22 protein-coding genes are annotated in these 26,248 nt (G+C 70.0%); 11 read left to right on the top strand and 11 right to left on the bottom strand.

Annotated elements, in window-relative coordinates; genetic code table 11:
- Positions 1–126: 126 nt before the first annotated feature.
- Complete coding sequence (locus AB0O44_RS14720; RefSeq protein WP_364138688.1) at positions 127–576, bottom strand: MarR family transcriptional regulator; 450 nt, start codon at positions 574–576, stop codon at positions 127–129.
- A 169-nt stretch (positions 577–745) separates the two neighbouring features.
- On the opposite strand from AB0O44_RS14720, the gene AB0O44_RS14715 reads away from it, so the two are divergent.
- Positions 746–2,032 carry an MFS transporter gene (locus AB0O44_RS14715; protein WP_364138685.1) on the top strand — a complete coding sequence of 429 codons (1,287 nt, stop codon included), beginning with the start codon at positions 746–748 and terminating at the stop codon, positions 2,030–2,032.
- Here AB0O44_RS14715 and AB0O44_RS14710 read toward each other — a convergent pair.
- Positions 2,029–2,805: a gamma-glutamyl-gamma-aminobutyrate hydrolase family protein gene (locus tag AB0O44_RS14710; RefSeq protein ID WP_364138682.1), complete on the bottom strand. Its 777-nt coding sequence runs from the start codon at positions 2,803–2,805 to the stop codon at positions 2,029–2,031. The two genes, AB0O44_RS14715 and AB0O44_RS14710, sit on opposite strands and share 4 nt — an antisense overlap.
- A 74-nt stretch (positions 2,806–2,879) precedes the next feature.
- On the opposite strand from AB0O44_RS14710, the gene AB0O44_RS14705 reads away from it, so the two are divergent.
- The gene (locus tag AB0O44_RS14705; protein ID WP_364138679.1) at positions 2,880–3,383 is read left to right on the top strand and encodes an SRPBCC family protein; all 504 of its coding nucleotides are present in this window, start codon (positions 2,880–2,882) and stop codon (positions 3,381–3,383) included.
- A gap of 6 nt (positions 3,384–3,389) precedes the next feature.
- Entirely contained in the window at positions 3,390–4,523 is a 1,134-nt protein-coding gene (locus tag AB0O44_RS14700; protein WP_364138676.1) for a Rossmann fold nucleotide-binding protein, read from the top strand.
- Positions 4,524–4,526: 3 nt separating this feature from the next.
- Here the strand turns inward: AB0O44_RS14700 and AB0O44_RS14695 are convergent, their stop codons facing one another.
- The 8 genes from AB0O44_RS14695 to AB0O44_RS14660 form a co-directional block, all read right to left on the bottom strand.
- Positions 4,527–5,486, bottom strand: a complete 960-nt coding sequence (locus AB0O44_RS14695; RefSeq protein WP_364138673.1) for a matrixin family metalloprotease — start codon at positions 5,484–5,486, stop codon at positions 4,527–4,529.
- Entirely contained in the window at positions 5,486–6,655 is a 1,170-nt protein-coding gene (locus AB0O44_RS14690; RefSeq protein ID WP_364138670.1) for a VIT1/CCC1 transporter family protein, read from the bottom strand. The genes AB0O44_RS14695 and AB0O44_RS14690 overlap by 1 nt, the downstream gene beginning before the upstream one ends.
- Positions 6,656–6,806: 151 nt before the next feature.
- Positions 6,807–7,658 (bottom strand): HpcH/HpaI aldolase/citrate lyase family protein, encoded by an 852-nt coding sequence (locus AB0O44_RS14685; protein WP_364138667.1) that lies wholly within the window; start codon positions 7,656–7,658, stop codon positions 6,807–6,809.
- The gene (gene hpaH / locus AB0O44_RS14680) at positions 7,643–8,428 is read right to left on the bottom strand and encodes a 2-oxo-hept-4-ene-1,7-dioate hydratase (RefSeq protein WP_290258661.1); all 786 of its coding nucleotides are present in this window, start codon (positions 8,426–8,428) and stop codon (positions 7,643–7,645) included. The genes AB0O44_RS14685 and hpaH overlap by 16 nt, the downstream gene beginning before the upstream one ends.
- Before the next feature lie 2 nt (positions 8,429–8,430).
- The gene (gene hpaD, locus AB0O44_RS14675; RefSeq protein ID WP_290258660.1) at positions 8,431–9,516 is read right to left on the bottom strand and encodes a 3,4-dihydroxyphenylacetate 2,3-dioxygenase; all 1,086 of its coding nucleotides are present in this window, start codon (positions 9,514–9,516) and stop codon (positions 8,431–8,433) included.
- A gap of 51 nt (positions 9,517–9,567) precedes the next feature.
- On the bottom strand, positions 9,568–11,094 hold the full coding sequence (gene hpaE / locus AB0O44_RS14670; RefSeq protein WP_364138663.1) for a 5-carboxymethyl-2-hydroxymuconate semialdehyde dehydrogenase: 1,527 nt from the start codon (positions 11,092–11,094) through the stop codon (positions 9,568–9,570).
- A 32-nt stretch (positions 11,095–11,126) separates the two neighbouring features.
- The gene (locus AB0O44_RS14665; RefSeq protein WP_364138661.1) at positions 11,127–11,807 is read right to left on the bottom strand and encodes a GntR family transcriptional regulator; all 681 of its coding nucleotides are present in this window, start codon (positions 11,805–11,807) and stop codon (positions 11,127–11,129) included.
- On the bottom strand, positions 11,800–13,278 hold the full coding sequence (locus tag AB0O44_RS14660; RefSeq protein WP_364138659.1) for a fumarylacetoacetate hydrolase family protein: 1,479 nt from the start codon (positions 13,276–13,278) through the stop codon (positions 11,800–11,802). Before AB0O44_RS14660 ends, AB0O44_RS14665 begins: the two co-directional genes overlap by 8 nt.
- A gap of 245 nt (positions 13,279–13,523) precedes the next feature.
- On the opposite strand from AB0O44_RS14660, the gene AB0O44_RS14655 reads away from it, so the two are divergent.
- Complete coding sequence (locus tag AB0O44_RS14655; RefSeq protein ID WP_364138657.1) at positions 13,524–15,425, top strand: FAD-binding monooxygenase; 1,902 nt, start codon at positions 13,524–13,526, stop codon at positions 15,423–15,425.
- Between the two features lie 198 nt (positions 15,426–15,623).
- Positions 15,624–15,857, top strand: a complete 234-nt coding sequence (locus tag AB0O44_RS14650; RefSeq protein ID WP_364138655.1) for a hypothetical protein — start codon at positions 15,624–15,626, stop codon at positions 15,855–15,857.
- 87 nt (positions 15,858–15,944) lie between these two features.
- On the opposite strand, the gene AB0O44_RS14645 is transcribed toward AB0O44_RS14650, so the two are convergent.
- A complete protein-coding gene (locus AB0O44_RS14645) occupies positions 15,945–17,474 on the bottom strand; it encodes a sodium:solute symporter (protein WP_364138652.1) in 1,530 nt (509 codons plus the stop codon).
- A gap of 270 nt (positions 17,475–17,744) precedes the next feature.
- On the opposite strand from AB0O44_RS14645, the gene AB0O44_RS14640 reads away from it, so the two are divergent.
- The 6 genes from AB0O44_RS14640 (at position 17,745) to AB0O44_RS14615 (ending at position 26,182) form a co-directional block, all read left to right on the top strand.
- Positions 17,745–18,320 (top strand): cupin domain-containing protein, encoded by a 576-nt coding sequence (locus tag AB0O44_RS14640; RefSeq protein ID WP_364138650.1) that lies wholly within the window; start codon positions 17,745–17,747, stop codon positions 18,318–18,320.
- 346 nt (positions 18,321–18,666) lie between these two features.
- Positions 18,667–19,758, top strand: a complete 1,092-nt coding sequence (gene speB / locus AB0O44_RS14635; RefSeq protein WP_364138648.1) for an agmatinase — start codon at positions 18,667–18,669, stop codon at positions 19,756–19,758.
- The gene (locus tag AB0O44_RS14630) at positions 19,755–21,419 is read left to right on the top strand and encodes a thiamine pyrophosphate-binding protein (RefSeq protein ID WP_364138645.1); all 1,665 of its coding nucleotides are present in this window, start codon (positions 19,755–19,757) and stop codon (positions 21,417–21,419) included. Before speB ends, AB0O44_RS14630 begins: the two co-directional genes overlap by 4 nt.
- 178 nt (positions 21,420–21,597) lie before the next feature.
- Positions 21,598–22,083 (top strand): MarR family transcriptional regulator, encoded by a 486-nt coding sequence (locus AB0O44_RS14625; protein WP_290258649.1) that lies wholly within the window; start codon positions 21,598–21,600, stop codon positions 22,081–22,083.
- A 4-nt stretch (positions 22,084–22,087) separates the two neighbouring features.
- A complete protein-coding gene (locus AB0O44_RS14620) occupies positions 22,088–24,238 on the top strand; it encodes an MFS transporter (RefSeq protein ID WP_364138642.1) in 2,151 nt (716 codons plus the stop codon).
- 210 nt (positions 24,239–24,448) lie between these two features.
- A complete protein-coding gene (locus tag AB0O44_RS14615) occupies positions 24,449–26,182 on the top strand; it encodes an ABC transporter ATP-binding protein (RefSeq protein WP_364138639.1) in 1,734 nt (577 codons plus the stop codon).
- The last annotated feature ends 66 nt before the right edge of the window (positions 26,183–26,248 follow it).

Genomic DNA, 26,248 nt, shown 5'->3' with positions numbered 1-26,248 from the left:
ATCAACTCAACGCTTGATCAACCAGATGGTTGTTTAACGGTACCGCTGCAAGGGCGCATGCGCCAGACCCAGAGTGGCGGATGCCTTGCGCGGGACCGGCTCTCCGAGCCGTGTCAATCCCCGGCCTCAGGCGACGGCGTGCAGCCGGGGGAGGGCGTCCACCAGCGGGGCAAGTTCCGGGATGTCCTGTGCCGCGGCCAGGGCGCGCTCCAGTGTGCTGTCGTGGACGGGCCGGGCCTGCTCCAGGAGCGCGATGCCGCTGGCTGTGAGTTCGGTGTAGATGCCGCGTCGGTCGTCGTCGCAGAGGATCCGGGTCAGCAGGGCCCGGTCCTCGAGTCGGTTTACCAGCCGGGTGGTGGCGCTCGCGCTCAGTGCGGTCGCGCGGGCGAGCTGCTGCATCCGCATGTGCCAGCCGTCCTGGCGGCTGAGTGCGTCCAGAACGGTGTACTCGACCACCGAGAGTTTTGCCTCGGCCTGCAGGGCCCGTTCCAGCTCCGTCTCGATCAGTCCATGCAGGGCCGCGAGGGTGCGCCAGCCTTGTGCGCGGACCTCCACGGCGTCGTCCTTGATGCCCATTCGTGTGCTTCCTTTCCCAATAGGACCGCCCGCGGCGCCATCCCGTGCCCGGCCAACCTAAAGTAGTTGCTTGCGCGCTATAGTTGCGTGTGCAACAATAAATAACGCGTCTGCAACTAATAGCTTACGCGTCCCCCCACTTTCAGTACAGTTTTCGAAGGAGTCATCCATGCCTATCGGCCTGATAGCACTCGCCCTCGGCGGGTTCGGAATCGGACTCACCGAGTTCGTCATCATGGGCCTGCTGCCGCAGGTCGCCGCGGATTTCCACGTCACCGAGGCGGTCGCCGGCTGGCTCATCTCCGGGTACGCGCTCGCCGTCGTCGTGGGGGCGCTGGCCCTGACCGCCGCCGTGACCCGGTTCGAGCGCAAGCCCGTGCTGGCCGCCCTGATGGTCTTGTTCATCGCCGGCAACCTCATCTCCGCCCTCGCACCCGGCTACACCGTCATGATGGTGGGCCGGATCATCGCCGCACTCGCGCACGGTGCCTTCTTCGGCATCGGCGCGGTGGTCGCCGCCAGCATGGTCGCGCCCACCAAGAAGGCCGGCGCCATCGCCATCATGTTCACCGGCCTGACCGCCGCGAACGTTCTGGGCGTCCCCTTCGGCACCATGCTGGGCCAGGCGGCGGGGTGGCGCTCCACCTTCTGGGCCATCACCGTCATCGGGGTCCTGGCACTGGCCGGCATCCTGGCCCTGGTCCCGCGGACCGGTGCCGGCGACACCGGCGCTGGTTCTACCGCAGGCGGTTTGCGCGGTGAGCTCCGTGCCTTCCGGTCCGGACAGGTCTGGCTGTCCATCCTGGTCACCATCCTGGGTTACGGCGGCATGTTCGGCGCCTTCACCTACATCGCCTTCACGCTGACCGAGGTCACCGGCTTCTCCGCCGGCACCGTCCCGTGGCTGCTGATCCTCTTCGGCGTGGGACTTTTCATCGGCAACACCATCGGCGGCAAGGCCGCTGACCGGAACGTGGACCGCACCCTGCTGGTGGTGCTCGCTGCCCTCGTAGTGGTGCTCGTGGTCTTCGCTCTCACTGCCGCCAACCAGCCGATGACCATCGCCTCCATGGTGCTGCTGGGCGGCTTCGGCTTCGCCACCGTCCCCGGCCTGCAGATGCGCGTCATGAAGTACGCGGACAGCGCCCCCACGCTGGCCTCGGGCGCCAACATCGGCGCGTTCAACGTCGGCAACGCCCTGGGCGCCTGGCTGGGCGGCGTCACCATCACCGCCGGACTGGGCTACACCTCCCCGATCTGGGCAGGTGCGGCCACCACGCTGGCCGGGCTCGTGGTGATGGCCGTCGCCGCCGCCGGCGCCGCGAAGCGGGCACGGAACGCCCCCGCCCGGACCGCGGGCACTAACGACGGGGCCATGAACGACGGCGTCGTGAACGACGCCGGTGCCGCCGCCCCCGCGGAAACCGCCGAACCCGTGGCCGCGGGCCGGGCCTAGGCTCCCGTCCGGTCCGCCGGCAGCCGCTGCCGGCACACCGCCACGAACGCCGCGAACGGCGCCAGCCGCTCGCCCGCGGGAAGTTCTGCGGCTTCGGGGTGCCACTGCACCGAGGCCAACCAGCGCGCCGGATCCTCCAGCGCCTCCACGGTCCCGTCATCGGCGAGTGCCGTGACCACCAAGCCGTTGCCCACCCGGGCGACGGCCTGGTGGTGTCCGGAGGCGATCCTGACCCGCTGCGGATTCCAGCCCGCGTACAGGGCGGCGACCTTCGAACCGGCCACGATGTCCACGTCGTGCCAGGCCCACGGCCCGGCGTCGTGGACCGGATCGTCGGACGGGACGGCCTCCCGGTGCGGCACCGCGCCCGGGTCCATGTCCTGGACCAGGGTGCCGCCGTAGAGCACGTTCAGCAGCTGGTGCCCCCGGCAGATGCCCAGCACCGGAACGCCGCCGTCCATCGCCTCCCGCGCCACCGCGAGGTCGAGCTCGTCCTGGGCCGCGTTCACGTCGTAGCAGGTGCCGCCGTCGGTCTGCCCGTAGAGCGCCGGGTCCAGGTCCCCGCCGCCGGGCAGGACGACGCCGTCGAGTCCGCGCACGCCCGTCGCATCCGTCAGGAGCACCGGCTCTCCGCCGGCCCCGCGCAGGAGCGCCACGATGTAGTCGAAGAGGTCGTTCGCCTCGCCCACCCTGGGGTCCGGGTCGGAGGAACTGCTGAGCCGGACGGGCACCCCGATGCGGGGTCCTCCGGCGGATGAGGTCGGAATCTGCATGCCTCATTTTGCACCACGTTTCGGGCCCCGCCGCGGCGCCCGTCCCACCGCGCGCCGGAGGCTAGGATTGCCGGATGAACAACCGGTACCTGGTCTCCCGCAGCCGTTTCATCGCCGCCTCCCCGGAGGAGATCTTCGAGGTGCTGGCCACTCCCGCCCTGCACAGCGAGATCGACGGCTCCGGCACCGTGAAGGGCGCCCAGCCGCGCGGCCCTGAACGGCTGGGACCCGGCGCCCGGTTCGGCATGGAGATGAAGATCGGGGTGGACTACAAGATCCTCAATACCGTCTGTGAGTTTGAGGAGGGCCGGCGCATCGCCTGGCGGCACTTCTACGGCCACATCTGGCGGTACCTGCTGGAACCGGCCACCGAGTCCGGGGTCGCGGGCACCCTGGTCACCGAACAGTGGGACGCCCGCGCGGTCCGGGGACGGTTCCTGCTGCGCCTGGCCGGCTACCTGCGCCGGCACCCCGCCAACCTGGAGCAGACCCTGGCCCGGCTGGACCGGTACCTGTCCGAGCGGCGCGCCCAGGACGTACCCGCCCGGGACGTACCCGCCCCGGACGTCCGGGCGTAGTGCCGGATGAGCGCCGCCCGCAGCCTGCACCCCAGCCCCCGCACCCTCGAGGTCGAGAGCCTGGAGAGCTTTGACCGGCTGGTGTCCGGCGGCGCCCGATCCCTCCACGGCTGGCACCTGCAGTCCCTGGACCTCCGCGGCCGGCGCGCGGCGCTGGAAGCCGCCGACGTCCAGGGCGCCGTCTTCCTGGGCTGCACCTTCGACGACGGGGTCGAGGCCATGCTCCGGGCCGGCGGCGCGCTGATCTTCCCCAGGCTGGAAAAGGTGCCGTTCAACCCTTACCGCGGAACGCTGTACACCCCGGAGGAGCTCTACGCCGGCATCGCGGAGACCCGCTACGAGGACACCCCGGACGCCCGGATCTACCACTGGAGCATCCACTCCGGGCAGCGCCGCCGCCTCGATGCCACCCTCGCCGCCGCCCTCCACGACCACGCGATCGGGGACGCCCTGGAAGAATTCACCCGCTCCGACGCGGCCCGGGGAAAGACCCTGGTTGGGGTGATGGGCGGCCACGCCGCCACCCGGGGATCGGCCGGCTTCATGGAGGCCGCGCTGCTCGGGCGGCTGCTCGCCCGCGCCGGGCGGCTGGTGGCCACCGGCGGCGGCCCGGGCGCCATGGAGGCCGCCAACCTGGGCGCCTACCTCAGCGGGGCGGCCGAACCCGACTTCCGTCAGGCGCTGGCGGACCTGGCCGCGGTGCCGGGTTTCCGGCCCTCCGTGTCGGCCTGGGCCCGGGCGGCCGCCGCCGTCGTCGAACGCCACCCGGACGGGACGCCGTCGCTGGGCATTCCCACCTGGTTCTACGGGCACGAACCGCCCAACTACTTCGCCACCCACATCGCCAAGTACTTCGCGAACTCCATCCGCGAGACGGTCCTGCTGGAGCTGTGCAACGGCGGGATCGTGTTCCTGCCCGGTTCCGGCGGCACCATCCAGGAGATCTTCCAGGACGCCTGCGAAAACTACTACGGGGCGCCGGAAACCATCACGCCCATGGTCTTGGTGGGGCGGGAGCACTGGCTGCGCCGCTACCCGGCATGGCCGTTGCTGCAGAGCATCGCCTCGGGCCGGCAGATGGAACGGCGGATCTTCCTGGTGGACTCGGTCGAAGAGGCGCTGGCCGTCCTGGACTCCTGAGCCCTAGAGGTCCTTGCGGCAGGGGACGCGGCCGAGTTCGTAGAGGCCGTTCAGGTCGCCGGCGGCGAGCCCGTCCGGGGCGCCGATCTCCGGATACATCAGCTGGTCCGGGTCGGTGACGTGCTCCAGGCCCATGACGTGGCCCAGTTCGTGCAGGATGACCGCGGTGGCGTAGGCGGATCCGTCGCCGCGCCGCAGTTCCTCGGTGATCTGCGGGGCGTCCAGTTCCAGGCTGCCGGTGACGTAGGTCTTGGGGCCGCCCCCGAAACTGAAGTGCGTGCTGCCGCCCGTGCCGATCACGGGGCCCTCCAGCTGCGGCGCCTGCTCCGGCGTCGTCCAGGCGATCAGCAGGGGTGCCCAGTGGTCCCCGTAGGCGTCCTTTTGGTACGGGGCGCGGGTTTGGGACGGCAGCTCGGTGGTGGCGCCGTCGCTGACGAACCTGATCCCGGTCGCGGCGGCGACTGTCTTGATGGCGTCCTCCACTAGGGTTTCCGCGCCGGCCGGGGCCAGGGCGGCGTTGACCACGTAGTGCAGCGGCCGGCAGGGCGAGTAGCCCACGGGGCCGCCGTCCGGGTTCGTGGCCAGGAACTTGAAGGAGCTGCTGGCCGCCGCGGGTTTTCGGGCCTGGCCGAGGGGCTGGTCCTGTTCCTCGTAGCCGGGCGGCGGGACGGCCATGGCCGTGCCGTCGGCCGGGACCCCGGCCTGCCGGGCGGGGCTGCTGGCCGTGGCGTGTCCGACGGCGCCGGGCCCGGTGCCCAGCCCGGTCCCCGGCACGCGTCGGGCGGTGGAGTCGTGGGAGAGCCCCAGCAGCTCGGTCAGCCGGGGATCGTTGTAGACCAGCCCGGCGGTAGCGAAAGCGGCCACCGCGATGAACGCGACGGCCGCCAGGTTCCGGGCCGCCCGGAAGCCGCCGGCGGCACGGCTGTGCCGCGGCGGCCGGTTCCGGGGGCCCGGGTCTTCCACTAGCCGACCACCGCGCCGAAGACCAGGCCCAGCAGGTAGGTGACGGCGGCGGCGCCCAGGCCGATCGCCAGCTGGCGCAGGCCGCGGGTGACCGGGGAGGTGCCGGAGAGCAGGCCCACGACGCCGCCGGTGAGCAGCAGCGCGATGCCCACCAGGCCGGCGGAGACCACCAGGGCGGCGACGCCGGTCATGCCCAGGACGAACGGGATGATCGGGATGATCGCGCCGGAGGCGAAGAAGCAGAAGCTCGAGGCCGCCGCGCCCCAGGCCGTGCCGACGGCCTCGTGCTGGTCCTCGGCCTCGGGCAGTTCCGGCTGGAGCGAGAGGCTCGGATCGCAGTCGCAGTCCAGCAGGCCCATCCGCTCGGCGACGCGGTGCTCGGCGGCCTCCCGGGACATGCCGCGGGCCAGGTAGACGAGGACGAGTTCGTTGTGCTCGATGTCCAGGGATGGCGCAGCGGCGAGGGTGATCTGGGTGGGCCGGGTGGCGGCCAGCAGCTCACGCTGGGAGCGGACGGAAATGAACTCGCCGGCGCCCATGGACAGCGCACCGGCCAGGAGGCCCGCGACGCCGCTGAGCAGCACCACGGAGCTGCCGACGCCGGACGCCGCCATGCCCATGACCAGGGAGAGGTTGCTGACCAGTCCGTCGTTGGCGCCGAATACGGCGGCGCGGAAGCTGCCGGCGAGCCGGTTGCGGCCGCGGGTTGCCAGGCCCCGGACCACCTCCTCGTGGATCTGTTCGTCCGCGACCATGGCCGGGGTTGCGGACGGGTCGTTGGCGTAGGGGGAGCGGCTCTCGGCCCGCTGGGCCAGGGCCAGGACGAACACCGAGCCGAAGTGCCGGGCCAGGAAGCCCAGCAGCTGGCTGCGCAGCGACGCCGGACGCGGCCGGCCGGCGTGCTCGCCGAGCAGCTGCAGCCAGTGTGCTTCGTGCCGGCCCTCGGCCTCGGCCAGGGACAGCAGGATGGCGCGTTCCTCGCCGCTGCGGTTCTGGGCCAGTTCCCGGTAGACGCGGGCCTCGGCGCGTTCGTCGGCCAGGTACTGGCGCCAGCGCCGGATGTCGGCGGGCTTGTGCTCCGTCATCGACGCTGCCGGGGTGTGGCCGGAGCCGGCCGGCCGGGCGTCGCCGTGGGCGTGGTTTTGGTTGGATGGTGCGTGCTGGGACACGGAAAAACTCCTGGCTGGATGTGGCCTCGTCGGGCCCGGATCAGCTCCCAGCGTACCCCGGTATTCCGCGGATTTTCGGCCGGTATTCCTCACCGAAAAGTTTAGGGCCGCCGTAAAATTTGCGGGCTCCGGCGGCCCCCCTCCGGCGGCCTCAGTAGCTGGCCGTCCCGCCGCCCGCCGCGGCGCCGTCGTCCGCCCCCGTGTGTTCCCCAGGCGGGCCGTTTACGCAGAACCGTGCGGCGAGCGCCTCGGAACCCCGGGCCAGGAGCGCGACGTCGGCGCCCACCAGGATGAAGGCAGCTCCGGCCGCCCGGTAGCGGTCCGCCGTCGCCGGGTTGAAGGCGTTGACGCCGGCGGGTTTCCCGGCCTCCCGCGCCGCGGCGAGGCAGCGTTCGACGGCGGCGACGACGTCGGGGTGCTCCTGCTGTCCCAGCAGCCCCATCGAGGCGGCGAGGTCCGAGGGGCCCAGGAAGATGGCGTCCACGCCGTCGACGGCGAGGATGTCCGCCACCGCGTCCACGGCGGCGGTCGACTCGATCTGGACGGTGACACTGATGGTCTCCCCGGCCCGGGCGAGGTAGTCCGGGACCCGGTTCCAACGCGCGGCGCGGGCAAGGGCGGACCCCACCCCGCGGACCCCCTGCGGCGGGTAGCGCGTGGCGGCCACCGCGGCTTCGGCCTCCGCCGCGGAGTTGACCATGGGGATCAGCAGGTTCTGCACGCCCAGGTCCAGGTACTGCTTGATCAGGACGGTGTCGTTGACCGGCGGCCGGACCATAGTGTGGACCGGGTAGCCGTGGATGGCCTGGAGCTGGGCCAGGATGGATTCCAGCCCGTTGGGACTGTGCTCGGCGTCCACCAGCAGCCAGTCCAGGCCGGAGCCGGCGCAGAGTTCGGCGATCAGCGGGCTGCCGGAGCAGACCCACATGCCCGCCAGCGGCCGGACCCCTTCGGCCCGGCGGTGGAGGGCGTCGCGGAAGGTTTCTTCTAGTCGAAACGGCATGTCACGGCTCCCAGCGGTCCGTAGTCGGCGTGGACGGTGTCGCCCCGGTAGACCCAGAGCGGGCGGGTGAAGGACCCGGCCAGGATGATGTCCCCGGCTTCCAACGCGTCCCCGTGGGCGGCGATCTTGTTCGCCAGCCAGTGCACCCCGTTGGCCGGGTGGTCCAGGACGCCGGCGGCGACGCCGGTTTCCTCGACGGTCTGGTTCTTATAGAGGATGGCGGAGACCCAGCGGAGGTCGACGTCGCCCGGCTTCACCGGGTTGCCGCCCACCACCATGGCGCCCATCGCGGCGTTGTCCGCGATGGTGTCCACGATGGTCCGCCCCTCCATCTCGATCCGGGAGTCCAGGATCTCCAGTGCCGGCACCACGTATTCGGTGGCCCGCAGCACGTCGAAGAGCGTCACGCCGGGGCCCTTGAGCCCGTCCTTGAGCACGAACGCGAGCTCCACCTCCACCCGCGGGTGGGTGTACCGGTCCCACGGCACGGAGCAGCCGGTCTCCAGCACCATGTCATCGAAGATCGCACCGTAGTCCGGTTCGGTGATGCCCGTGGCCGCCTGCATCGCCTTGGAGGTCAGGCCGATCTTCCGGCCCACCAGGGTCCGGCCGGCGTCCTCGTTGCGGCGCCGCCAGAGCCGCTGCACGGCGTAGGAATCCTCCACCGTCATCTCCGGGTACCGGGCCGTCAGCCGGGGCACCGGGGTGCGGGTCCGGCCCGCGTCCACCAGTTCGTCTGCGATCGCCTCGATCGCCGCCTGCTCCATCATGGTCAGAGCTGCGCGCCGAGCTTGAACCCGGTCCGGTCACCCTCGGGGGAGCCGTCCTTGCGGGTGTAGGAGAAGCCATCGGCGCCGACCGTGACGGCCATTTCCGAGGCGTCGGTGCGCTCGATGACCGGCTGAGGGTTGCCGTCCAGGTCCAGGACCAGGGACGCCTCGGTGTACCAGGACGGGACCACCGGGTTGCCCCACCAGTCGCGGCGCTGGTTGTCGTGGACATCCCAGGTGATCGTGGGGTTATCCGGGTCGCCGGTGTAGTAGTCCTGGGTGTAGATCTCGATCCGGTGCCCGTCCGGGTCCAGGATGTAGAGGTAGAAGGCGTTGGAGACGCCGTGCCGGCCGGGGCCGCGTTCGATCCGGTCGCTAATCCGCAGGGCGCCCATCTTGTCGCAGATCTGGATGATGTTGTGCTTCTCGTGCGTGGCGAACGCGACGTGGTGCATGCGCGGGCCGTTGCCGCCGGTCAGGGCGGTGTCGTGCACGGTCTGCTTGCGGTGCATCCAGGCGGCGTAGGTGACGCCGTCGGAGTCCTTGATGTCCTCGGAGACCCGGAAGCCCAGGTCCTCCAGGTACTTGCGGCCGCGGGGGACGTCCGGGGTGACCTGGTTGAAGTGGTCCAGGCGCACCAGTTCGCCGGCGGAGTACAGGTCGTAGCGCTGCGTGAGGCGCTCGACGTGCTCCACCTCGTAGAAGAACTCGTAGGGGAAGCCCAGCGGGTCCTCGACCCGGACGGCGTCGCCGATGCCCTTGGTGAAGCCCTCCTTGCGGCGCTCCACCCGGCAGCCGAGCTCCCGGTAGTAGGCCTCGGCGGCGTCCACCTCGGCGGGGGACTTCACCCGGTAGGCGAAGGCGGCGACGGCGGCCACCGGTCCCTTGCGCAGCACCAGGTTGTGGTGGATGAACTCCTCGAGGGAGCGCAGGTAGATGGCGTTCTCGTCCTCCTCGGTCACGTGCAGGCCGAGCAGGTCCACGTAGAACGCGCGGGATGCCGCGAGGTCGGTGACGACGATTTCCATGTAAGCGCAGCGGACGATGTCCGGCGCCGGGACGGTGGGGGTGGGGATGAAATCGGTCATGGGGGTCTCTCTTCGTTGAAAGGGGGGGCAGGTGAGCGCTGGCTGGAAGACTCAGGCGCCGAACTTGGGGGTGTGGACCTTGCCGAGGGTGATGTGGACGGCCTGCTGGTCGGTGTAGAAATCGATCGAGCGGTAGCCGCCCTCGTGGCCCAGCCCGGAGGCCTTGACGCCGCCGAACGGAGTGCGCAGGTCGCGGACGTTGTGGCTGTTGAGCCACACCATGCCGGCCTCGACGTTCTGTGAGAAGGTGTGCGCGCGGGTCAGGTTCTGGGTCCAGATGTAGGCGGCGAGGCCGTACTTGGTGTTGTTGGCCAGGGCGAGGGCCTCCTCGTCCGTGTCGAACGGGGTGATGGCGACGACGGGGCCGAAGATCTCCTCCTGGAAGATCCGCGCGTTGGGGGCGACGTCGGCGAAGACGGTCGGGGCGATGTAGTTGCTGTTGTCCAGGCCCTCGGGAAGGTTCTCCGGCCGGCCGCCGCCGGCCAGCAGCCGGCCCTCGGTCTTGCCGATCTCGACATAGGAGGCCACCTTCGCGAAGTGCTCGGGGTGGACCAGGGCGCCGACCTCGGTCCGGGGGTCCTGCGGGTCGCCGACGACGATGTTCTTCGCCCGGGCGGCGTACTTCTCGCAGAACTCCTCGTAGACGGGGCGTTCGACCAGGATCCGGGACCCGGCGGTGCAGCGCTCGCCGTTGAGCGAGAAGACGCCGAACAGGGCGGAGTCGATCGCGGCGTCCAGGTCTGCGTCGGCAAAGACGACGCAGGGGGACTTGCCGCCGAGCTCCATCGAGAGGCCCTTGAGGTTCTCAGCGGCGTTCCGGAAGATCGTCTGGCCGGTGGTGGTCTCGCCGGTGAAGGAGATCAGCGGGACGTCCGGGTGCTTGACAAGGGCGTCGCCGGCCTCCTCGCCCAGGCCGTTGACCAGGTTGAAGACGCCGTCCGGGAGGCCGGCGTCCTTGAAGATCGTGGCCCACAGGGAGGCCGAGAGCGGGGTGAACTCGGCCGGCTTGAGCACCACCGTGTTGCCGGTGGCCAGGGCCGGGGCGAGCTTCCAGGACTCGAGCATGAACGGGGTGTTCCACGGGGTGATCAGGCCCGCGACGCCGATCGGCTTGCGGTTGACGTAGTTGATCTGCGCGCCCGGGACCTTCATGGCGTCGTCGAACTGGGCCACGATCAGGTCCGCGAAGAAGCGGAAGTTCTCGGCGGCGCGGAGGGCCTGGCCCTTGGCCTGGGTGATCGGCAGGCCGGTGTCGAAGGTTTCCAGCTCGGCGAGACGGGCCTCCTGGGCCTCGACGGCGTCGGCGATCCTGTTCAGTACCCGGGCGCGCTCGCGGGGCTTCATCGTCGGCCAGGGGCCGTTGGTGAAGGCCTCGCGGGCGGCGGCGACGGCGAGGTCGATGTCCTCCTTCTGGCCGGCGGCCGCGGTGGCGTAGGTCTGGTTGGAGGCCGGGTCCAGGACGTCGAACGTCTTCCCGGAGACGGAGTCCACGAACCGGCCGTTGATGTAGTGCTGGATGGTGGTGGGAAGGTTTGCCGGCACGTGCCGGGTGACGGTGGTTTCTGAAGGAGTCGTCATCGTTGAGGTCCTATCTGGTGATCGGTGGTCAGTCAGTGGTTGGTCTGGGCGAGGTAGGCGTCCAGGGTGGCGCTGCGGTGCCGGCGGGCAGCCTGCTCGATCTCGTCGGCGTCGGCACCGTCCTCGATCAGCCGCAGCAGCGCCTCGTGCTCCTCGACCGATTCGCTGGCCCGGCCCGGGACGAAGCGGAACGTGGAGGACCGCAGCGCGGCGAGCCGGTTCCAGCCCCGGTGCACCAGGTCCAGGATGTGCGGGTTGGGGCAGTGTTCGAACAGGACGCTGTGGAAGTCCTGGTTCAGCCGGGTGAACCGGACGGGGTCGAAGTGCTCCAGGCACTCGCGCATCTCGGCGTTGACCGCCCGGGCCCGGGCCACGTCCGCGGCGCCGATCAGGGGAGCGGACAGTGCGGTCGCGGCACCCTCGACGATGCTGAGGGTCTGCATCGTGTAGAGGTACTCGGTGGGGTCGATCCCGGCGACGGTGGCGCCGATGTTCCGCTCGAACGTCACCAGTCCCTCGGCCTCGAGCCGGCGGATCGCCTCCCTGACCGGGACCACGCTGACGCCCAGGTCCTTGGCAATGGCGCCGAGCACCAGCCGGTAGCCGGGGGAGTAGCTGCCGTCCACGATCCTGGCCTTGACCGCCTCGTAGGCAAGCTGGGACTTGCTGGCGGCAGCGGTGGTTCCGGCGCCTGGAGCGGCGGTCTCAGTCACGGGGCTGCTCCGCGTCCCAGGCTTCGTACTTCCCGCGCCAGGCGGCGTCGAGCGGGTAGAGGCCGTCCACGCTGTGCCCCTGCGCCACCATCTCGGCGATGAAGGCCTCCTCGCGTTCCTGGGCGATGGAGTCCTCGGCCAGTTCCTCGGCGAGGGCCGGCGGGATCACCAGGATGCCGTCGGCGTCGGCGACGATGATGTCCCCGGGCTGGACGGTGGTGCCGCCACAGGCAATGGTGATGTCCGTGTCCCAGGGGACGTGCCGGCGGCCCAGGACGGCGGGATGCGGGTTGGCGAAGTAGGTGGGCATCTCCAGGGCGGCGACGGCGGACAGGTCGCGGACGCCGCCGTCGGTGATGATGGCGGCCGCGCCGCGGACCTGGGCGCGGAGGGCCAGGATGTCCCCGACCGTGCCGGTGCCCTTCTCGCCCCGGGCCTCCATGACCAGGATCTCGCCGTCGTTGACCGTGTCGATGGCGCGCTTCTGGGCGTTGAAGCCGCCGCCGTGGGTCTTGAAGAGGTCCTCCCGGTTGGGCACGTAGCGCAGGGTCCGGGCCAGGCCCACGATCCGCTTTCCGGGGCGGGTGGACTGGAGCCCGTCGATGCTGACGTTGTTCAGGCCACGCTTGCGCAGCTGCGAGGACAGGGTGGCGGTGCAGACGCTCTCGAGTTTCGCCTTCAGCTCCGGGGGCAGGGCAGGTGCGGTGTTTTCGGCGGTACCGGACTCGGGGAGGCCGGCCGCCGCGCGGGAGCCGTACGCCTCCTCGCGCTGGGTGTCGTCGGCCTTGGGCCCGGCGCCGAAGTCGGCGAACGGCGTCGCTCCCTCGGTCACTGTGGTGCGCAGCCGGCCGGTGCTGTGCGCGCCGCCGCTGACTTCGACCTCGACGACGTCGCCGGGCCGGGCCACGGAGGCTCCGGCCGGGGTGCCGGTGAGGATGATGTCACCCTCCTGCAGCGTGAGCAGCTGGGAGAGGTCCGCGACCAGCCGGGCGAAGGGGAAGAGCAGGTCCGCGGTGGTGTCGTCCTGGACCAGCTCGCCGTTGTGCCAGGTGCGGATCCGCAGCCCGGCCGGGTCGATGGCGTCGGCCGGGATCAGGGCCGGGCCCACCGGGGTGAACCCGTCGCCGCCCTTGGAACGGACGTTGGAGCCCTTGTCCGCGTAGCGCAGATCGTAGACGCCGAGGTCGTTGCTGGCGGTCACCGCGGCGACGTAGCTCCAGGCGTCCTCGATGCCGATGCGGCGGGCGTCCTTGCCGATGACCAGGGCCACCTCGCCCTCGAAGCCGAGCAGTTCGCAGCCTGCCGGACGTTCGACGCTTGAGCCGGAGAGGGCCAGGGAGGACGATGGCTTCAGGAAGTACGAGGGCTGCTCCGGCGTGCGGCCGCGCTGGGCGGCCCGGCTGGGGTAATTGAGGTGGACCGCAATGACCTTCCGTGCCGCGGCCAGGGTGTGGTCGGTGACCTGTTCCAAGAGCTACTCCTCATCGAGTACGAAATCGTATACGATCACTGTCCCCCTGGGGGTGGGGCCCTGTCAACCCCGTCACCGCGGGATATTTCGAGCCACTTGTAAGCTGCGTCATACCTGCCGTACAGTCAATGAGCAGACAGAAGCGTTCTATTATCGAACGCAAAATTCTATTATCGAACACCCTGGGTGTGGAGCCGTAGCCGGCGCCCGAAGCCCAACGCCACACAACGAAGTGAGGACAGCCCGTGCATTTCCACCACCACGGATACGTTTCCGGTGACCCGCGGGTCCAGCCCGCCGCCGGCGTCGGCCTCGACCGCCCCGACGAGCTGCCCGACCGGATGGACGTGCTGATCGTCGGTACCGGCCCCGCCGGCATGCTGGCCGCCGCGCAGCTTGCCCAGTTCCCCGGCGTCAGTACCCGCATCATCGAACGCCGTCCGGGCCGCCTCGCCATCGGCCAGGCCGACGGCATCCAGGCCCGCAGCGTCGAGACGTTCCAGGCCTTCGGCTTCGCCGAGCGGATCATCGCCGAGGCGTACCGGATCACCGAGATGGCGTTCTGGAAGCCGGACCCGGCCGACGCCACCCGGATCGTCCGCTCCGCCCGCGCCCTGGACGACCCCGCCGGCATCAGCGAATTCCCGCACCTGATCGTCAACCAGGCCCGCGTCCTGGACTACTTCGCCGAGTTCATGGCTAACTCCCCGGCCCGGATGCGGCCCGACTACGGCTGGGATTTCGTCCGCCTCGAGGTGGGGGAGGGCGACTACCCCGTCACCGTCACCCTCACCCGCACCGCCGGGCCCGACGCCGGCACCGAGCGCACCGTCCGGGCCAAATACGTCGTCGGTGCCGACGGCGCCCGCAGCCGCGTCCGCGACTCGATCGGCTGCACCATGGCCGGGGACAAGGCCAACCACGCCTGGGGCGTCATGGACGTGCTGGCCAACACCGACTTTCCGGACATCCGCACCAAGTGCGCCATCACCTCCGGCTCCGGCGGCAGCATCCTGTTGATTCCGCGCGAGGGAGGACACCTGTTCCGCATGTATGTGGACCTGGGTGTGGTCCCCGAGGGCGACGCCGGCGCCGTCCGGCAGACCAGCATCGAGCAGATCATCGCCAAGGCCAACGCCATCATCCACCCCTACACGCTGGACGTCCGCAACGTCGCCTGGCACAGCGTCTACGAGGTGGGCCACCGGCTCACCGACCGGTTCGACGACGTCGTCCCCGCGGACCGCGGGACCCGCACCCCGCGGGTGTTCATCACCGGCGACGCCTGCCACACCCACAGCGCCAAGGCCGGCCAGGGCATGAACGTGTCCATGCAGGACGGCTTCAACATCGGCTGGAAGCTGGGCCACGTGCTCGAGGGACGCAGCCCGGAGGAGCTGCTGGCGACCTACTCGGCCGAGCGCCAGGTGGTGGCGAAGAACCTCATCGACTTCGACAAGGAATGGTCCACCCTGATGGCCAAGAAGCCGGAGGAGTTCAACAGCCCCTCCGAGCTGGAGGACTTCTACGTCAGCACCGCCGAATTCCCGGCCGGCTTCATGACCCAGTACGCCCCGTCCATCCTGATCGGCGAGCCGGTGCACCAGGACCTCGCCGCCGGGTTCCCGATCGGCAAGCGCTTCAAATCCGCGCCCGTCGTCCGGGTCTGCGACACCAACCCCCTGCACCTGGGCCACCAGGCCACGGCGGACGGCCGCTGGCGGATCTACGTCTTCGCAGATCCCGCTGTGGCCGGCGCCCCCTCGCCCACCACGGACCTGGCGGCCTGGCTGGCCGGGGCCCCGGAATCGCCCGTGGCCGCGACGCCCGAAGGCCTGGACCGGGATGCCTGGTTCGACGTCAAGGTCATCTACCAGCAGCCCCACACGGAGGTGGACATCACCGCCGTCCCGGACGTATTCAAGCCACAGGTGGGCCCCTTCGCGCTGACCTACCTGGAGAAGGTCTACGGCACGGACCCGTCCGCGGACATCTTCGACCTGCGCGGCATCAGCCGGGACGGCGCCGTCGTCGTGGTCCGGCCGGACCAGTACGTCGCCACGGTGCTGCCGCTGACGGCGACGGCGGAACTCGCCGCCTTCTTCGCCCCGCTCCTTCCCCGGCAGTCGGCCCTCCCGGTCTCCTGAGGGCGGCGCCAGCCGCGCAGTCCCGCGAACCGCCGCCGGCGCCCCTACGGCACCGGCGGCGTTTCCTTGACCGGAAGCGCGGCCGGTGTTCGAATGAAAACGCCAGGCGGGATTCCCGGCAGGCCCGCCAGCCGCTCCCGGAAACGTGAGCGGAGCAACCGCACACCGCTGCCAGCCCGAGCGCACGGAGGTCGCACCATGGACAACACCGGATCACAGGCCGCCCGGCCGTCGAGGGACTCCGTTGAGTCCGACCCCGACTACGACTTCGCCGACGACGCACCGGTCGAGGACTCGGAGACCGTCGAGGAGGAGCTGCTGGAGGAGGCCGACCAGCGACTGCCCCTGGACACGGAGGACTTCCTGGGTGAGGACCAGCCCGTCGGGTCGCCGGACGCGGACGAGTTCCGCGGCCCGGAGGACGGCGGGTAGCCCCGGCCCCACACAGCGCGACGGCGGCGCCCCCCACGGGAGGCGCCGCCGTCGTTCTTAATCCGTCGTTTTAGTGCACGCGGACCCTTAGTGTGTGAGAACCGGGACCTCGTCCGGTTCCTGCTCCGCCGAACCGCCGGCGACCCGCTGCTGCCACGAGCGCATCACGGCGGCGTCGGTTGGCTTGGTCAGCAGCGAGACCGCCACGTAGACCAGCGCCGAAGCGATCAGGCCGTAGTAGATCGGTTCGTTGGCGTAGATGCCGTCCAGCGGGACCTCTGCGTTGATCTCGAGGATGATCATGGTGCCAAGGGTGATGACCGATCCCACGGCCATGGACGCGGCGGCGGCGATCCCGGTGCCGCGCTTCCAGACCAGGCCGCCCAGGATTGCCACCAGCAAGCCGCCGACCAGGATGTCGTAGGCGATGGTGAGCGCGGCGACGACGTCCTTGGTGATGATCGCGATGACGATCGCCACGACGCCCAGGCCCAGGACCCAGACGCGGTTGGCCTTGACGTCGTGCTCCGGGTTGTCCGTGTCGTCAGTGTTGACGGTCTTGCCGAACCAGCCGGCGACGAAGGGCACGACGTCGGCGCGGGCCACCGTGGCCGCGGCGATCAGGGCGCCGGAAGCGGTGGACATCATGGCGGCGACGGCGGCGGCGAGCACCAGGCCACCGATGCCGATCGGCAGCAGGTTGGTGGCGACCTCCGCGTAGACCACGTCCTTGCCGAGCGCCTTCACGTCGATGGCGGGCAGGGCCACGCGGGCGCCGAGGCCGATCAGGGCGCCGGCGGCACCGTAGAGGATGCAGTAGATGCCCGCGGTGGCGCCGCCCCAGCGGGCGACGGAGGGGGTCTTGGCCGTGAACACGCGCTGCCAGATGTCCTGGCCGATCAGCAGGCCCAGCGTGTAGACGACGAAGTAGGTGATGATCGTCTGCACGCCGATGCCGTCGATCTGGAAGAAGCTGGCATCCACGCGGCTGCGGATGCCGTCCAGGCCGCCCGCGGCGTTGAGGGTGAACGGGAGCATGAGCAGGAAGATGCCGACCGTCTTGATCACGAACTGGACCTGGTCCGCCAGAGTGATGGACCACATGCCGCCGATCGTGGAGTAGATCAGCACGATTGCGCCGCCGACGGCGATCGCGAGCGCCCGGTCCCAGCCGAAGAGCACCACGAAGATGGTGGCGTAAGCGCCCGTGGAGGTGGCGCAGAGCATCAGGGTGTAGGCCAGCATGACGATGCCCGAGGCCTGGGTGGCGCGGCTGCCGTAGCGCAGGGTCAGCATCTGGGAGACGGTGTAGATCTTCAGCTTCTGGATGGTCCCGGCGAAGAGGAGGCTCAGCAGCAGGACGCCGGCGCCGATCGCCACCACCAGCCACATGCCGGAGATGCCGAACTTGTAGCCGAGGCCGACGCCGCCGACGGTGGAAGCGCCGCCCAGGACGACGGCGGCCATGGTGCCGGTGTAGAGGAAGGGTCCGAGCCGGCGGCCGGCTACGAGGAAGTCGCTGTTGTTTTTGGTGCGGGACTTGCCCCACCAGCCGAACGCCAGCATTGCGATCAGATACACCACCACGATGGCGATGTTGAGGAATTGTGCATCCATAGAGGCTCCTTGGAGCGGTTGTGGCAGCCCGCGGGCCGGCCGCGGCACTGCGAAGCGGCCGCCGGATCTGCTGGACGGAAGAACATGCGGAGGGTGCGAGGTGTAACGTTCATTGCCAAATAGGCAACACCTGTTGCCAAACGCTAGATTGTGATGGTGCTTACAGTCAACCTGTGAACGCCGTGTGTCCCAGCGGGGAACGGCCTCGGGGCAACGGCTAGGATTGGCACCAATGCTGGGGCCGCGCGGCCGGCCGTGAAAGGTTCCCAAATGAAGGCTCTCCCTGTTGAACCGAGCAACGTTCCGGTTGCCATCGGCTCCAGAATCCGCGCCGCGCGGCAGTCCCAGCGGCTCACCATCGAACAGGTCGCCGACGCCACCGGCCTGACCAAGGGCTTCCTGAGCCGGGTGGAGCGGGACCTGACCTCCCCGTCGGTGAGCTCCCTCGTGACGCTCTGCCAGGTCCTCTCCATCTCCATCGGCGACCTCTTCGCCGCCCCGGAGACGCACCTGACCCGACGAGGCGAGGGTCCGCGGATCTCCCTCGGCGGCGAGGGAATCGTTGAGCGGCTGCTCACGGCCCGCTCCGAGCGGCGGCTGCAGATCATCCAGGCCGTGATCGAACCCCGCGGCCGCGGAGAGTCCGAACTGTACGCCGTGGACTGCGACGTCGACGTCCTGCACGTGGTCAAGGGCAGCATCCGGCTGGTCCTGACCAATGAGTCCTTCGACCTGGCGGCCGGCGACACTGTCACCTTCCCGGGCCGTGAACCGCACACTTGGATCAACCCCACCGACGAGCCCGTCGAGGTGCTCTGGGTGCTGGTCCCTGCCGCCAGCCAGTAGCTCCCCTCCCCGTACGTTCCTCCCCGGTTACCTCCTCCCGGCCGGGTTTGGGGTTGGGCGGCGGTCATGGGTGGCGCCCGCCGCTCCGCGGGTGGTCTCTGGCGCGGGAGCGGGTAACCGGGCGGGAGCGTACGTTGTTTGAGCGCGCCTCCCGCGGACCACGAGCCAGCCCGGAAAGGGGGAGCGGGCCTATCTGGACAACTCCGGGGCCTCCTCCGCCCGGTCCAGCGTGCGATGCGCGGAGCCACCCGGAGCCAGTCAGAAGTAAACAACAGGTGCGCAGCAGGCAACTCCGAGTGTATGATGGCAGTCACATCCACCCCTGTATCCAGAAGGAGACGCCCGCTTGGAAGAGTTGCGCATCGAGGCCAACGGAAACCTTGGCCCCATCGATTCCGCCCGCATCCCCCGGTACGCCGGCGCGGCCACCTTTGCCCGCCTGCCCCGCCTCGACCAGGTGGCCAAGGCGGACGTCACGGTGGTGGGCGTGCCCTTCGACTCCGGGGTGTCCTACCGGCCCGGCGCCCGCTTCGGCGCCAACCACGTCCGCGAGGCCAGCCGCCTGCTGCGGCCCTACAACCCGGCCTGGGACGTCAGCCCGTTCGAGAACCTCCAGGTGGCCGACGCCGGCGACATGGCTGTCAACCCGTTCAACATCAACGAGGCCATCGAGTCCATCCAGCAGAACGCGCTGGACCTGACCGCCGCCGGCAGCAAGCTGTTGACCCTCGGCGGGGACCACACCATCGCCCTGCCGCTGCTGCGCGCCGCCGCCGAACGCTCCGGCCAGCCCGTCGCCATGCTGCACTTCGACGCCCACCTGGACACCTGGGACACCTACTTCGGCGCCGAGTACACCCACGGCACCCCCTTCCGCCGCGCCGTCGAGGAGGGCATCCTCGACACCGAGGCGATCAGCCACATCGGCACCCGCGGCCCGCTCTACGGCAAGAAGGACCTCGACGACGACCACCGCTTCGGCTTCGGCATCGTCACCTCCGCGGACGTCTACTACCAGGGCGTGCTGGAAACCGTCGCCAAGGTCCGCGACCGGATCGGCAACCGCCCGCTCTACATCTCCGTTGACATCGACGTCCTCGATCCGGCCCACGCCCCCGGCACCGGCACCCCGGAGGCCGGCGGCCTCACCAGCCGCGAGCTGATCGAGATCATCCGCGGTTTCCGCGGCATGAACCTCGTGGGCGCCGACGTCGTCGAGGTCGCCCCGGCCTACGACCACGCGGACATCACCGGCGTCGCCGGCAGCCACGTCGCCTACGAACTGGTGACCCTGATGGCGGACAACGCGGCCGACGGCGGCCCGACGTCGGGCAACGGCTACGGGGCGCAGGCGCTGGGCCGCGAAAACCGCCGCCCGGCCGGCTTTGCTGCCGCTCCCGCCCAGGCCCCGGCCGCATCCGCGGAGGCGGCCCGATGAGCGGCGTCCGCAACGGCGGCGACCTCGTCGTCGAAACCCTGGAAGCGCTCGGCGCCAAAACCGTCTTCGGCATCCCCGGCCAGCACGCCCTGGGCCTGTTCGACGCCATGGGCCGCGGCAACCTCCAGTTCGTCTCCTCCCGGGTGGAAAACAACTCCGCCTTCGCCGCGGACGGCTACTCCCGCGCCACCGGCGAGGTCGGCGTGCTCTTCCTCTCCACCGGCCCGGGCGCCCTGACCTCCCTGGCCGGCCTGCAGGAGGCCTACGCCACCGGCGTGCCGATGGTCGTGGTCGCGAGCCAGATCCCGTTGGAGGGACTCGGTGCCCGGCGCAAGGGCATGCTTCACCAGCTCGATGACCAGAAGGCCTCCGCCGCCAACGTCACCAAGAGCCAGCGGCTGATCCAGCACGCCTCCGGCATTCCTTCCGCCATCCAGGACGCCTGGACCGAGGCCATCTCCTCCCCGCAGGGCCCGGTTTGGATCGAAATCCCGCAGAACGTGCTGCTGGACCCGATCATGGTGCCCCCGGTGGAGGACGCCCTCGCCGAGGCCGCCGATAACCCGCCCCGGGTGGAGTTGGTCCGCGAGGCCGTGAAGTGGCTCGAGGACGCCAAACGCCCGGCCATCATCGCCGGCGGCGGCACCCGCCGCGGCCACGCGGAGAAGTCCCTGCTGTCGCTGGCCGAGAAGCTCCGCGCTCCGGTGATCTGCACCCCCGGCGGCAACGGTGCCTTCCCCTGGACCCATGAACTCTCGCTGCAGTCCTGGATCGAAGACCAGCACATGACCGAGCTGCTCGAGGACGCCGACGTGCTGATCGTCATCGGCTCCTCGCTGGGCGAGGTCACCTCCAACTACTTCACCTTCGAGCCGCGCGGCCGGATCATCCAGATCGACGCCGAACCCCGCGTGCTCGAGTCGAACCGGCCGGGCCTGGGCATCCGGGCCGACGCCGGGCAGGCCCTCGCCGCCCTGGACGAGGCTTTGACCGAACCCCACGGGGAACGCGCCGACTGGCACGGCACCCCGCCGGAAACCCTGGTCAAGGACACCCTCGCCAAGGTCCGCGCCCGGCTGGAGTCCCAGGACCTCGGCAAGGAACTGCAGTTCATGGCGGAGATCCGCGAGGCGGTCCCCGCCACCATGCAGACCTTCTGGGACATGACCATCTCCGCCTACTGGGCCTGGAGCTGCTGGGACGCCCGCGAGGGCCAGTTCCACTCCGCGCAGGGCGCCGGCGGCCTGGGCTTCGGCTTCCCCGCCGCGATCGGCGGGGCGGTGGGCCTCGAGACGACAGGGCGGTCCGGCGCCTCGGCAAGGGTCCTGGCGGTCTCCGGCGACGGCTCGGCAATGTACTCCATCTCCGAGCTCGCCACGGCCAAGCAGCACAACGTCCCGGTCACCTGGCTGATCGTCGACGACGGCGGGTATGGCATCCTGCGCGAGTACATGGTGGGCGCCTTCGGCAAGGCCACCGCCACCGAACTCGCGCGGCCGGACTTCGTCAAGCTCGCCGAGGCGTTCGGCGTTCCCGCGGTGCGGGTGGCCCCCGAGAACGTGGGGGAGGCGCTCAAGGCCGGCTTCGCCGCGGACGGCCCCAACGTCGTCGTCGTCGAGACCCTGCTCAAGATGTTCGCCCCTACCCACTTGGACGTCTAAAACCAGCAGAACGAAAGGCCCCGATCCACCCGGATCGGGGCCTTTCGCCGTCTCCGGAGGACCCTCATGGCAGCCCCATGGCAGGTCCGCGAAGCCCATCACGAACGCCCTTAGTTTCCCAAAGCAATCATTTTCATGTATTGTTGCTTCGGGCAAGCAAATAAGGGGGCATCCTCACATGTCAGTCGCATCGACCACTGCAGCCAAGTTGGTCCACCACATTTTTGATCTTCAGCGCGCCGTCCGGTGCGTTGCCGCCGCGAGCCTGCGCGGCGACGATACCGGCGTCGCGCTTCAGGGCGTCCTCCGCTTCGTTGGGGAGGGCGAGACCCGCGCCACCCACCTGGCGGAACGGCTCGGCGTCAGCGCCCCGGTCCTCAGCCGGCACCTCTCGGAGCTGGTCGACCACGGCTACGTCGTACGCCGGCCCGATCCCGAGGACGGCCGCGCCCAGCTCGTGGCGCTGTCCCCGGCGGGCGTGGAGAAGCTCCGCGTCATCGAGGAACACCGGGCGGCCAGCCTGCAGTCCCTGTTGCAGGACTGGAGCGAGGACGACGTTGAAGAGACCGCCCGCTCACTGAAAAAACTTGCCGAGTCCCTTCGGAACTCGGCCCGGGCAAAGACGGCCGGATCCACCGATACCACCACCTTTGTTGAGGAGTAAAGATATGGCCAGTCACGCAGCGGCCGCCGGGCCATCCCCGACAGCCACGCAGAATCCCCAGCCCGCACCCCAGGTGGTGATGTCGCACCGCCAGATCATGGAGGCCCTCACCGGCCTGCTGGCAGCGTTCTTCACCGCGATCATCAGCAGCACCATCGTCGCCAACGCCCTGCCGACCATCATGTCGGAGCTCAAGGGCACCCAGACCGACTTCGCCTGGGTGATCACGGCCGCGCTGTTGGCCAACGCGGCCACCACCCCCATCTGGGGCAAGCTCGCGGACCTCTTCGACAAGAAGTTCCTGGTCCAGCTGAGCATCGTTGTCTTCGTCGCCGGCTCCGTGATGGCGGGTTTCTCCCAGACCATCCCGTTCCTGCTCACAGCCCGCGTCATCCAGGGCATCGCCATGGGTGGCCTGACCGCGCTCGCCCAGGCCATCATCGGCTCGATGATCCCGCCGCGTGACCGCGGCAAGTACTCCGGCTACATGGGTGCCGTCATGGCCGTCGGCACCGCGGGTGGCCCGCTCCTGGGCGGCTTCATCGTGGACAGCCCGCTGGGCTGGCGCTGGACCTTCTTTGTCTGCGTCCCGCTCGCCATCATCGCGCTGATCCTGCTGCAGATCACGCTGAAGCTCCCGCACGTCAAGCGCCCCGCCAAGATCGACTGGCTGGGCTCGATCCTGCTCACCTCCGGCGTCAGCCTGCTGCTGATCTGGGTCTCCTTCGCCGGCAACCCGGACTACTACGACTGGTGGTCCTGGCAGACGGTCGCCATGGTCGGCGGCGGCATCGCCCTCCTGGCCCTGCTGGTCTTCGTCGAAGGCCGCGTCGCGCAGCCGGTCATCCCGCTCAAGATCATCTCCGAGCGCACCACGGCCCTGGCCATCCTGGCCTCCGTCGCCGTCGGCGTCGCGATGTTCGGTTCCTCCGCGTTCCTGGGCCAGTACTACCAGGTGGCCCGCGGCGCTAGCCCCACCGAGGCCGGCCTGCTGACCTTGCCGATGATCGCCGGCAACCTGATCGGCTCGGTCCTCTCCGGCCAGCTGATCAGCCGCACCGGCAAGTGGAAGCGCTACCTGATCGCCGGTTCCATCCTGCTGATCGGCGGCCTGGGCCTCGCCGGCACCATCGACCACACCACCGAACTCTGGATCACCGGCCTCTACACCGCGGTCCTCGGCCTCGGCCTGGGCCTGCTGATGCAGAACCTCGTCCTCGCCGTCCAGAACACCGTCCGGGCCACGGACATCGGCACCGCCAGCGCCTCGGTCGCGTTCTTCCGCTCCGTCGGCGGCGCGATCGGCGTCTCCGTCCTCGGCGCCGTCCTGGGCAACCGGGTCAAGGAACTCGCCACCCAAGGCCTGGCCGCGGCCGGCATCCCCGTTCAGGGCGGCTCCTCCGGTGGCAGCCTGGACCTCAAGGACCTGCCCCCGCAGATCCGCGACATCATGCGCGCCGCCTACGGTGATGCCACGGCGGAAATCTTCATGATCTCGGCGATCGTGGGCATCCTAGCGCTGGTTTCCGTCCTGTTCATCAAGGAGAAGCCGCTGCGCCGCACCGTGGATGTCCAGCCCGAGCCCGCCGCCCAGACCGCGGCGTCCGGAGCCATCACCGGATCCGGTGCGGACATCGACGCCGGGGCTGCCGCCCACGCCGTCGCCGCCCACGGTCCTGCCGGCGGGGGTTCCGCCCAGGGTCCCGGCGAGCCGTCCACGGACACCACCCCCACCGGGATCGTGGACCTGGACCGCGAGTTCATCGAGGTCCTGAGCCGGCAGCGGAACGGCGGAACCCGGTTCCCCGCCGCGGCCCGCGAGCAGGGCCCGGCCGACGACGCCGACGCCCGCGCGGAGCGTGAGGGTGCCCGCCTCCGGTCCCGGACCATGGTGGCGGACGCGAAGGCCGACGACGCCGACGTGCTGCAGCTGCTCATGCAGACCCAGCGGCTGCTCGCCGAGCAGCAGGTCCAGCTCGCGGACGCCCTCCGCACGGTGCATGACCAGGCCGCCGAGCAGCGCGCGATCGCCGCTGAACAGGCCCGCGTGGCCGAGCAGCTCACCACGCTCCGCCGCCAGCTGGCCAAGGAACGGAAGCTGCAGCGCGCCGCCGCGGACTACATCGCCACGCACGGCCGGCACCGCGGCGAATAGCCCCGCGCACCGCCAGGCGTCGCAGCCAGGATCCGGCGGCCCCGTACCTTCCCGCGAGGGGAGGTGCGGGGCCGTTGGTCTCCCTTTCCGGACGCTGTTCCGCCGGCGCCCAAGACCTCGTAGAGTTGGACGGCTAAGGCTGTCGGCCCCTGCTGCTTTACTTTTGTCATGTATTTGGATTAACCGCTTCTTCCAGAAGGACCAGTGGGCATGCTTCTCACCCTCATCCGGCGCTACTCGAGGCCGTACCTGCCGTTCATCGCGGCCGTCGTCGTCTTCCAGTTGGCCTCCACCATCGCCGCGCTGTACCTGCCGAGCCTCAATGCGCAGATCATCGATGAGGGCGTCTCGCGCGGCGACACCGACTACATCTGGCGCACCGGCGCCCTGATGCTCGGTGTCGCCCTGGTCCAGGTGGTCACGGCCATCGCCGGCGTTTACTTCGGCTCCCGCGCGGCTATGGCCTTCGGCCGCGACCTGCGCCGCGGGGTCTTCCGCAAGGTCAGCAGCTTCTCCGCCCGCGACGTCAACATCTTCGGGGCGCCGTCGCTGATCACCCGCGGCACCAATGACGTGCAGCAGGTGCAGATGCTGATGCTGATGGCGCTCAACTTCATGGTGGCCACCCCCATCATGTGCATCGGCGGCATCGTGATGGCCCTCCGCGAGGACCTGAACCTCTCCTGGCTGGTGTGGGTCGCCGTCCCGCTGCTGGTGGTGGTGGTCGGCTACCTGGTGGTCCGGCTGATGCCGCTGTTCCGCTCCATGCAGGCCAAGATCGACCGGCTCAACGCCGTCCTGCGGGAGCAGATCATCGGCATCCGCGTGGTCCGCGCCTTCGTCCGCGAACCGCACGAGGAGCAGCGCTTCGGCGCCGCCAACCAGGACCTGACCAACGTCTCGCTCAAGATCGGCTCGCTGTTCGTCCTGATGTTCCCGGCAATCGGCATGATCCTGCACATCTCCACCGCGGCCGTGCTCTGGTTCGGCGGCCAGCGGGTGGACGCGGGGGAGATGCAGGTCGGGTCGCTGACCGCGTTCCTGCAGTACCTGCTCCAGATCCTGATGGCGGTCATGATGGGCACCTTCATGGCCATGATGATCCCGCGCGCCTCCGTCTGCGCGGACCGCATCGGCGAGGTGCTCGACGTCGAACCCTCCATCCACGAGCCCGGCACCCCCGTGGCTCCCGCCGCCCGGGCCGGCCGGGTGGAATTCCGGAACGTCTCCTTCGCCTACCCCGGCGCCGAGGCCCCCGTGCTCAGCGACATCAGCTTCACCGCCGAACCCGGCCAGACCGTGGCCATCATCGGGTCCACCGGCGCCGGCAAGAGCACCCTGCTGGCCCTGCTGCCCCGCCTGTTCGACGCCGCCTCGGGCGAGGTCCTGCTGGACGGCGTCCCCGTCACCAACCTGGACCGGGCCGAGATCACCAGCCGCGTCGCCATGGTCCCGCAACGGCCCTACCTGTTCTCCGGAACCATCGGGCACAACCTGCGGTTCGGCAAGTCCGAAGCCACCGACGCCGAGCTCTGGGACGCCCTCACCGTGGCGCAGGCAGCCAACTTCGTCCGCGAGAAGAAGAACGGCCTCGACGCCCGGATCGCCCAGGGCGGCACCAACGTCTCCGGCGGCCAGCGCCAGCGGCTCTGCATCGCCCGGGCCTTGGTCACCGAACCCAAGGTCTTCCTCTTCGACGACTCGTTCTCCGCGCTCGACGTCGCCACCGACGCCCGGCTACGCAAGGCCCTCAAGGCCAAGACCGCTGACGCCACAGTCATCATCGTCGGTCAGCGGGTCTCCACCATCGCCGACGCGGACCAGATCCTGGTGCTGGACAAGGGCCGGATCGTGGACCGCGGCACCCACGAGGAGCTCCTCGAGAGCTCCAGCACCTACCAGGAAATTGTCGAATCCCAGCTGACCGCGGAGGCCATCGCGTGAGCACCAACGAAAAGCTCGGCCGCAACGCGCCCGACGAAACGGCCGGCGCTGTGACCGGCCCGCAGG

This window comes from Arthrobacter sp. NPDC080082, from assembly GCF_040686595.1.
Lineage (GTDB): Bacteria > Actinomycetota > Actinomycetes > Actinomycetales > Micrococcaceae > Arthrobacter.
Note: the sequence above shows the minus strand (reverse complement) of the source record. Positions and strands in the feature narration are given on the sequence as shown.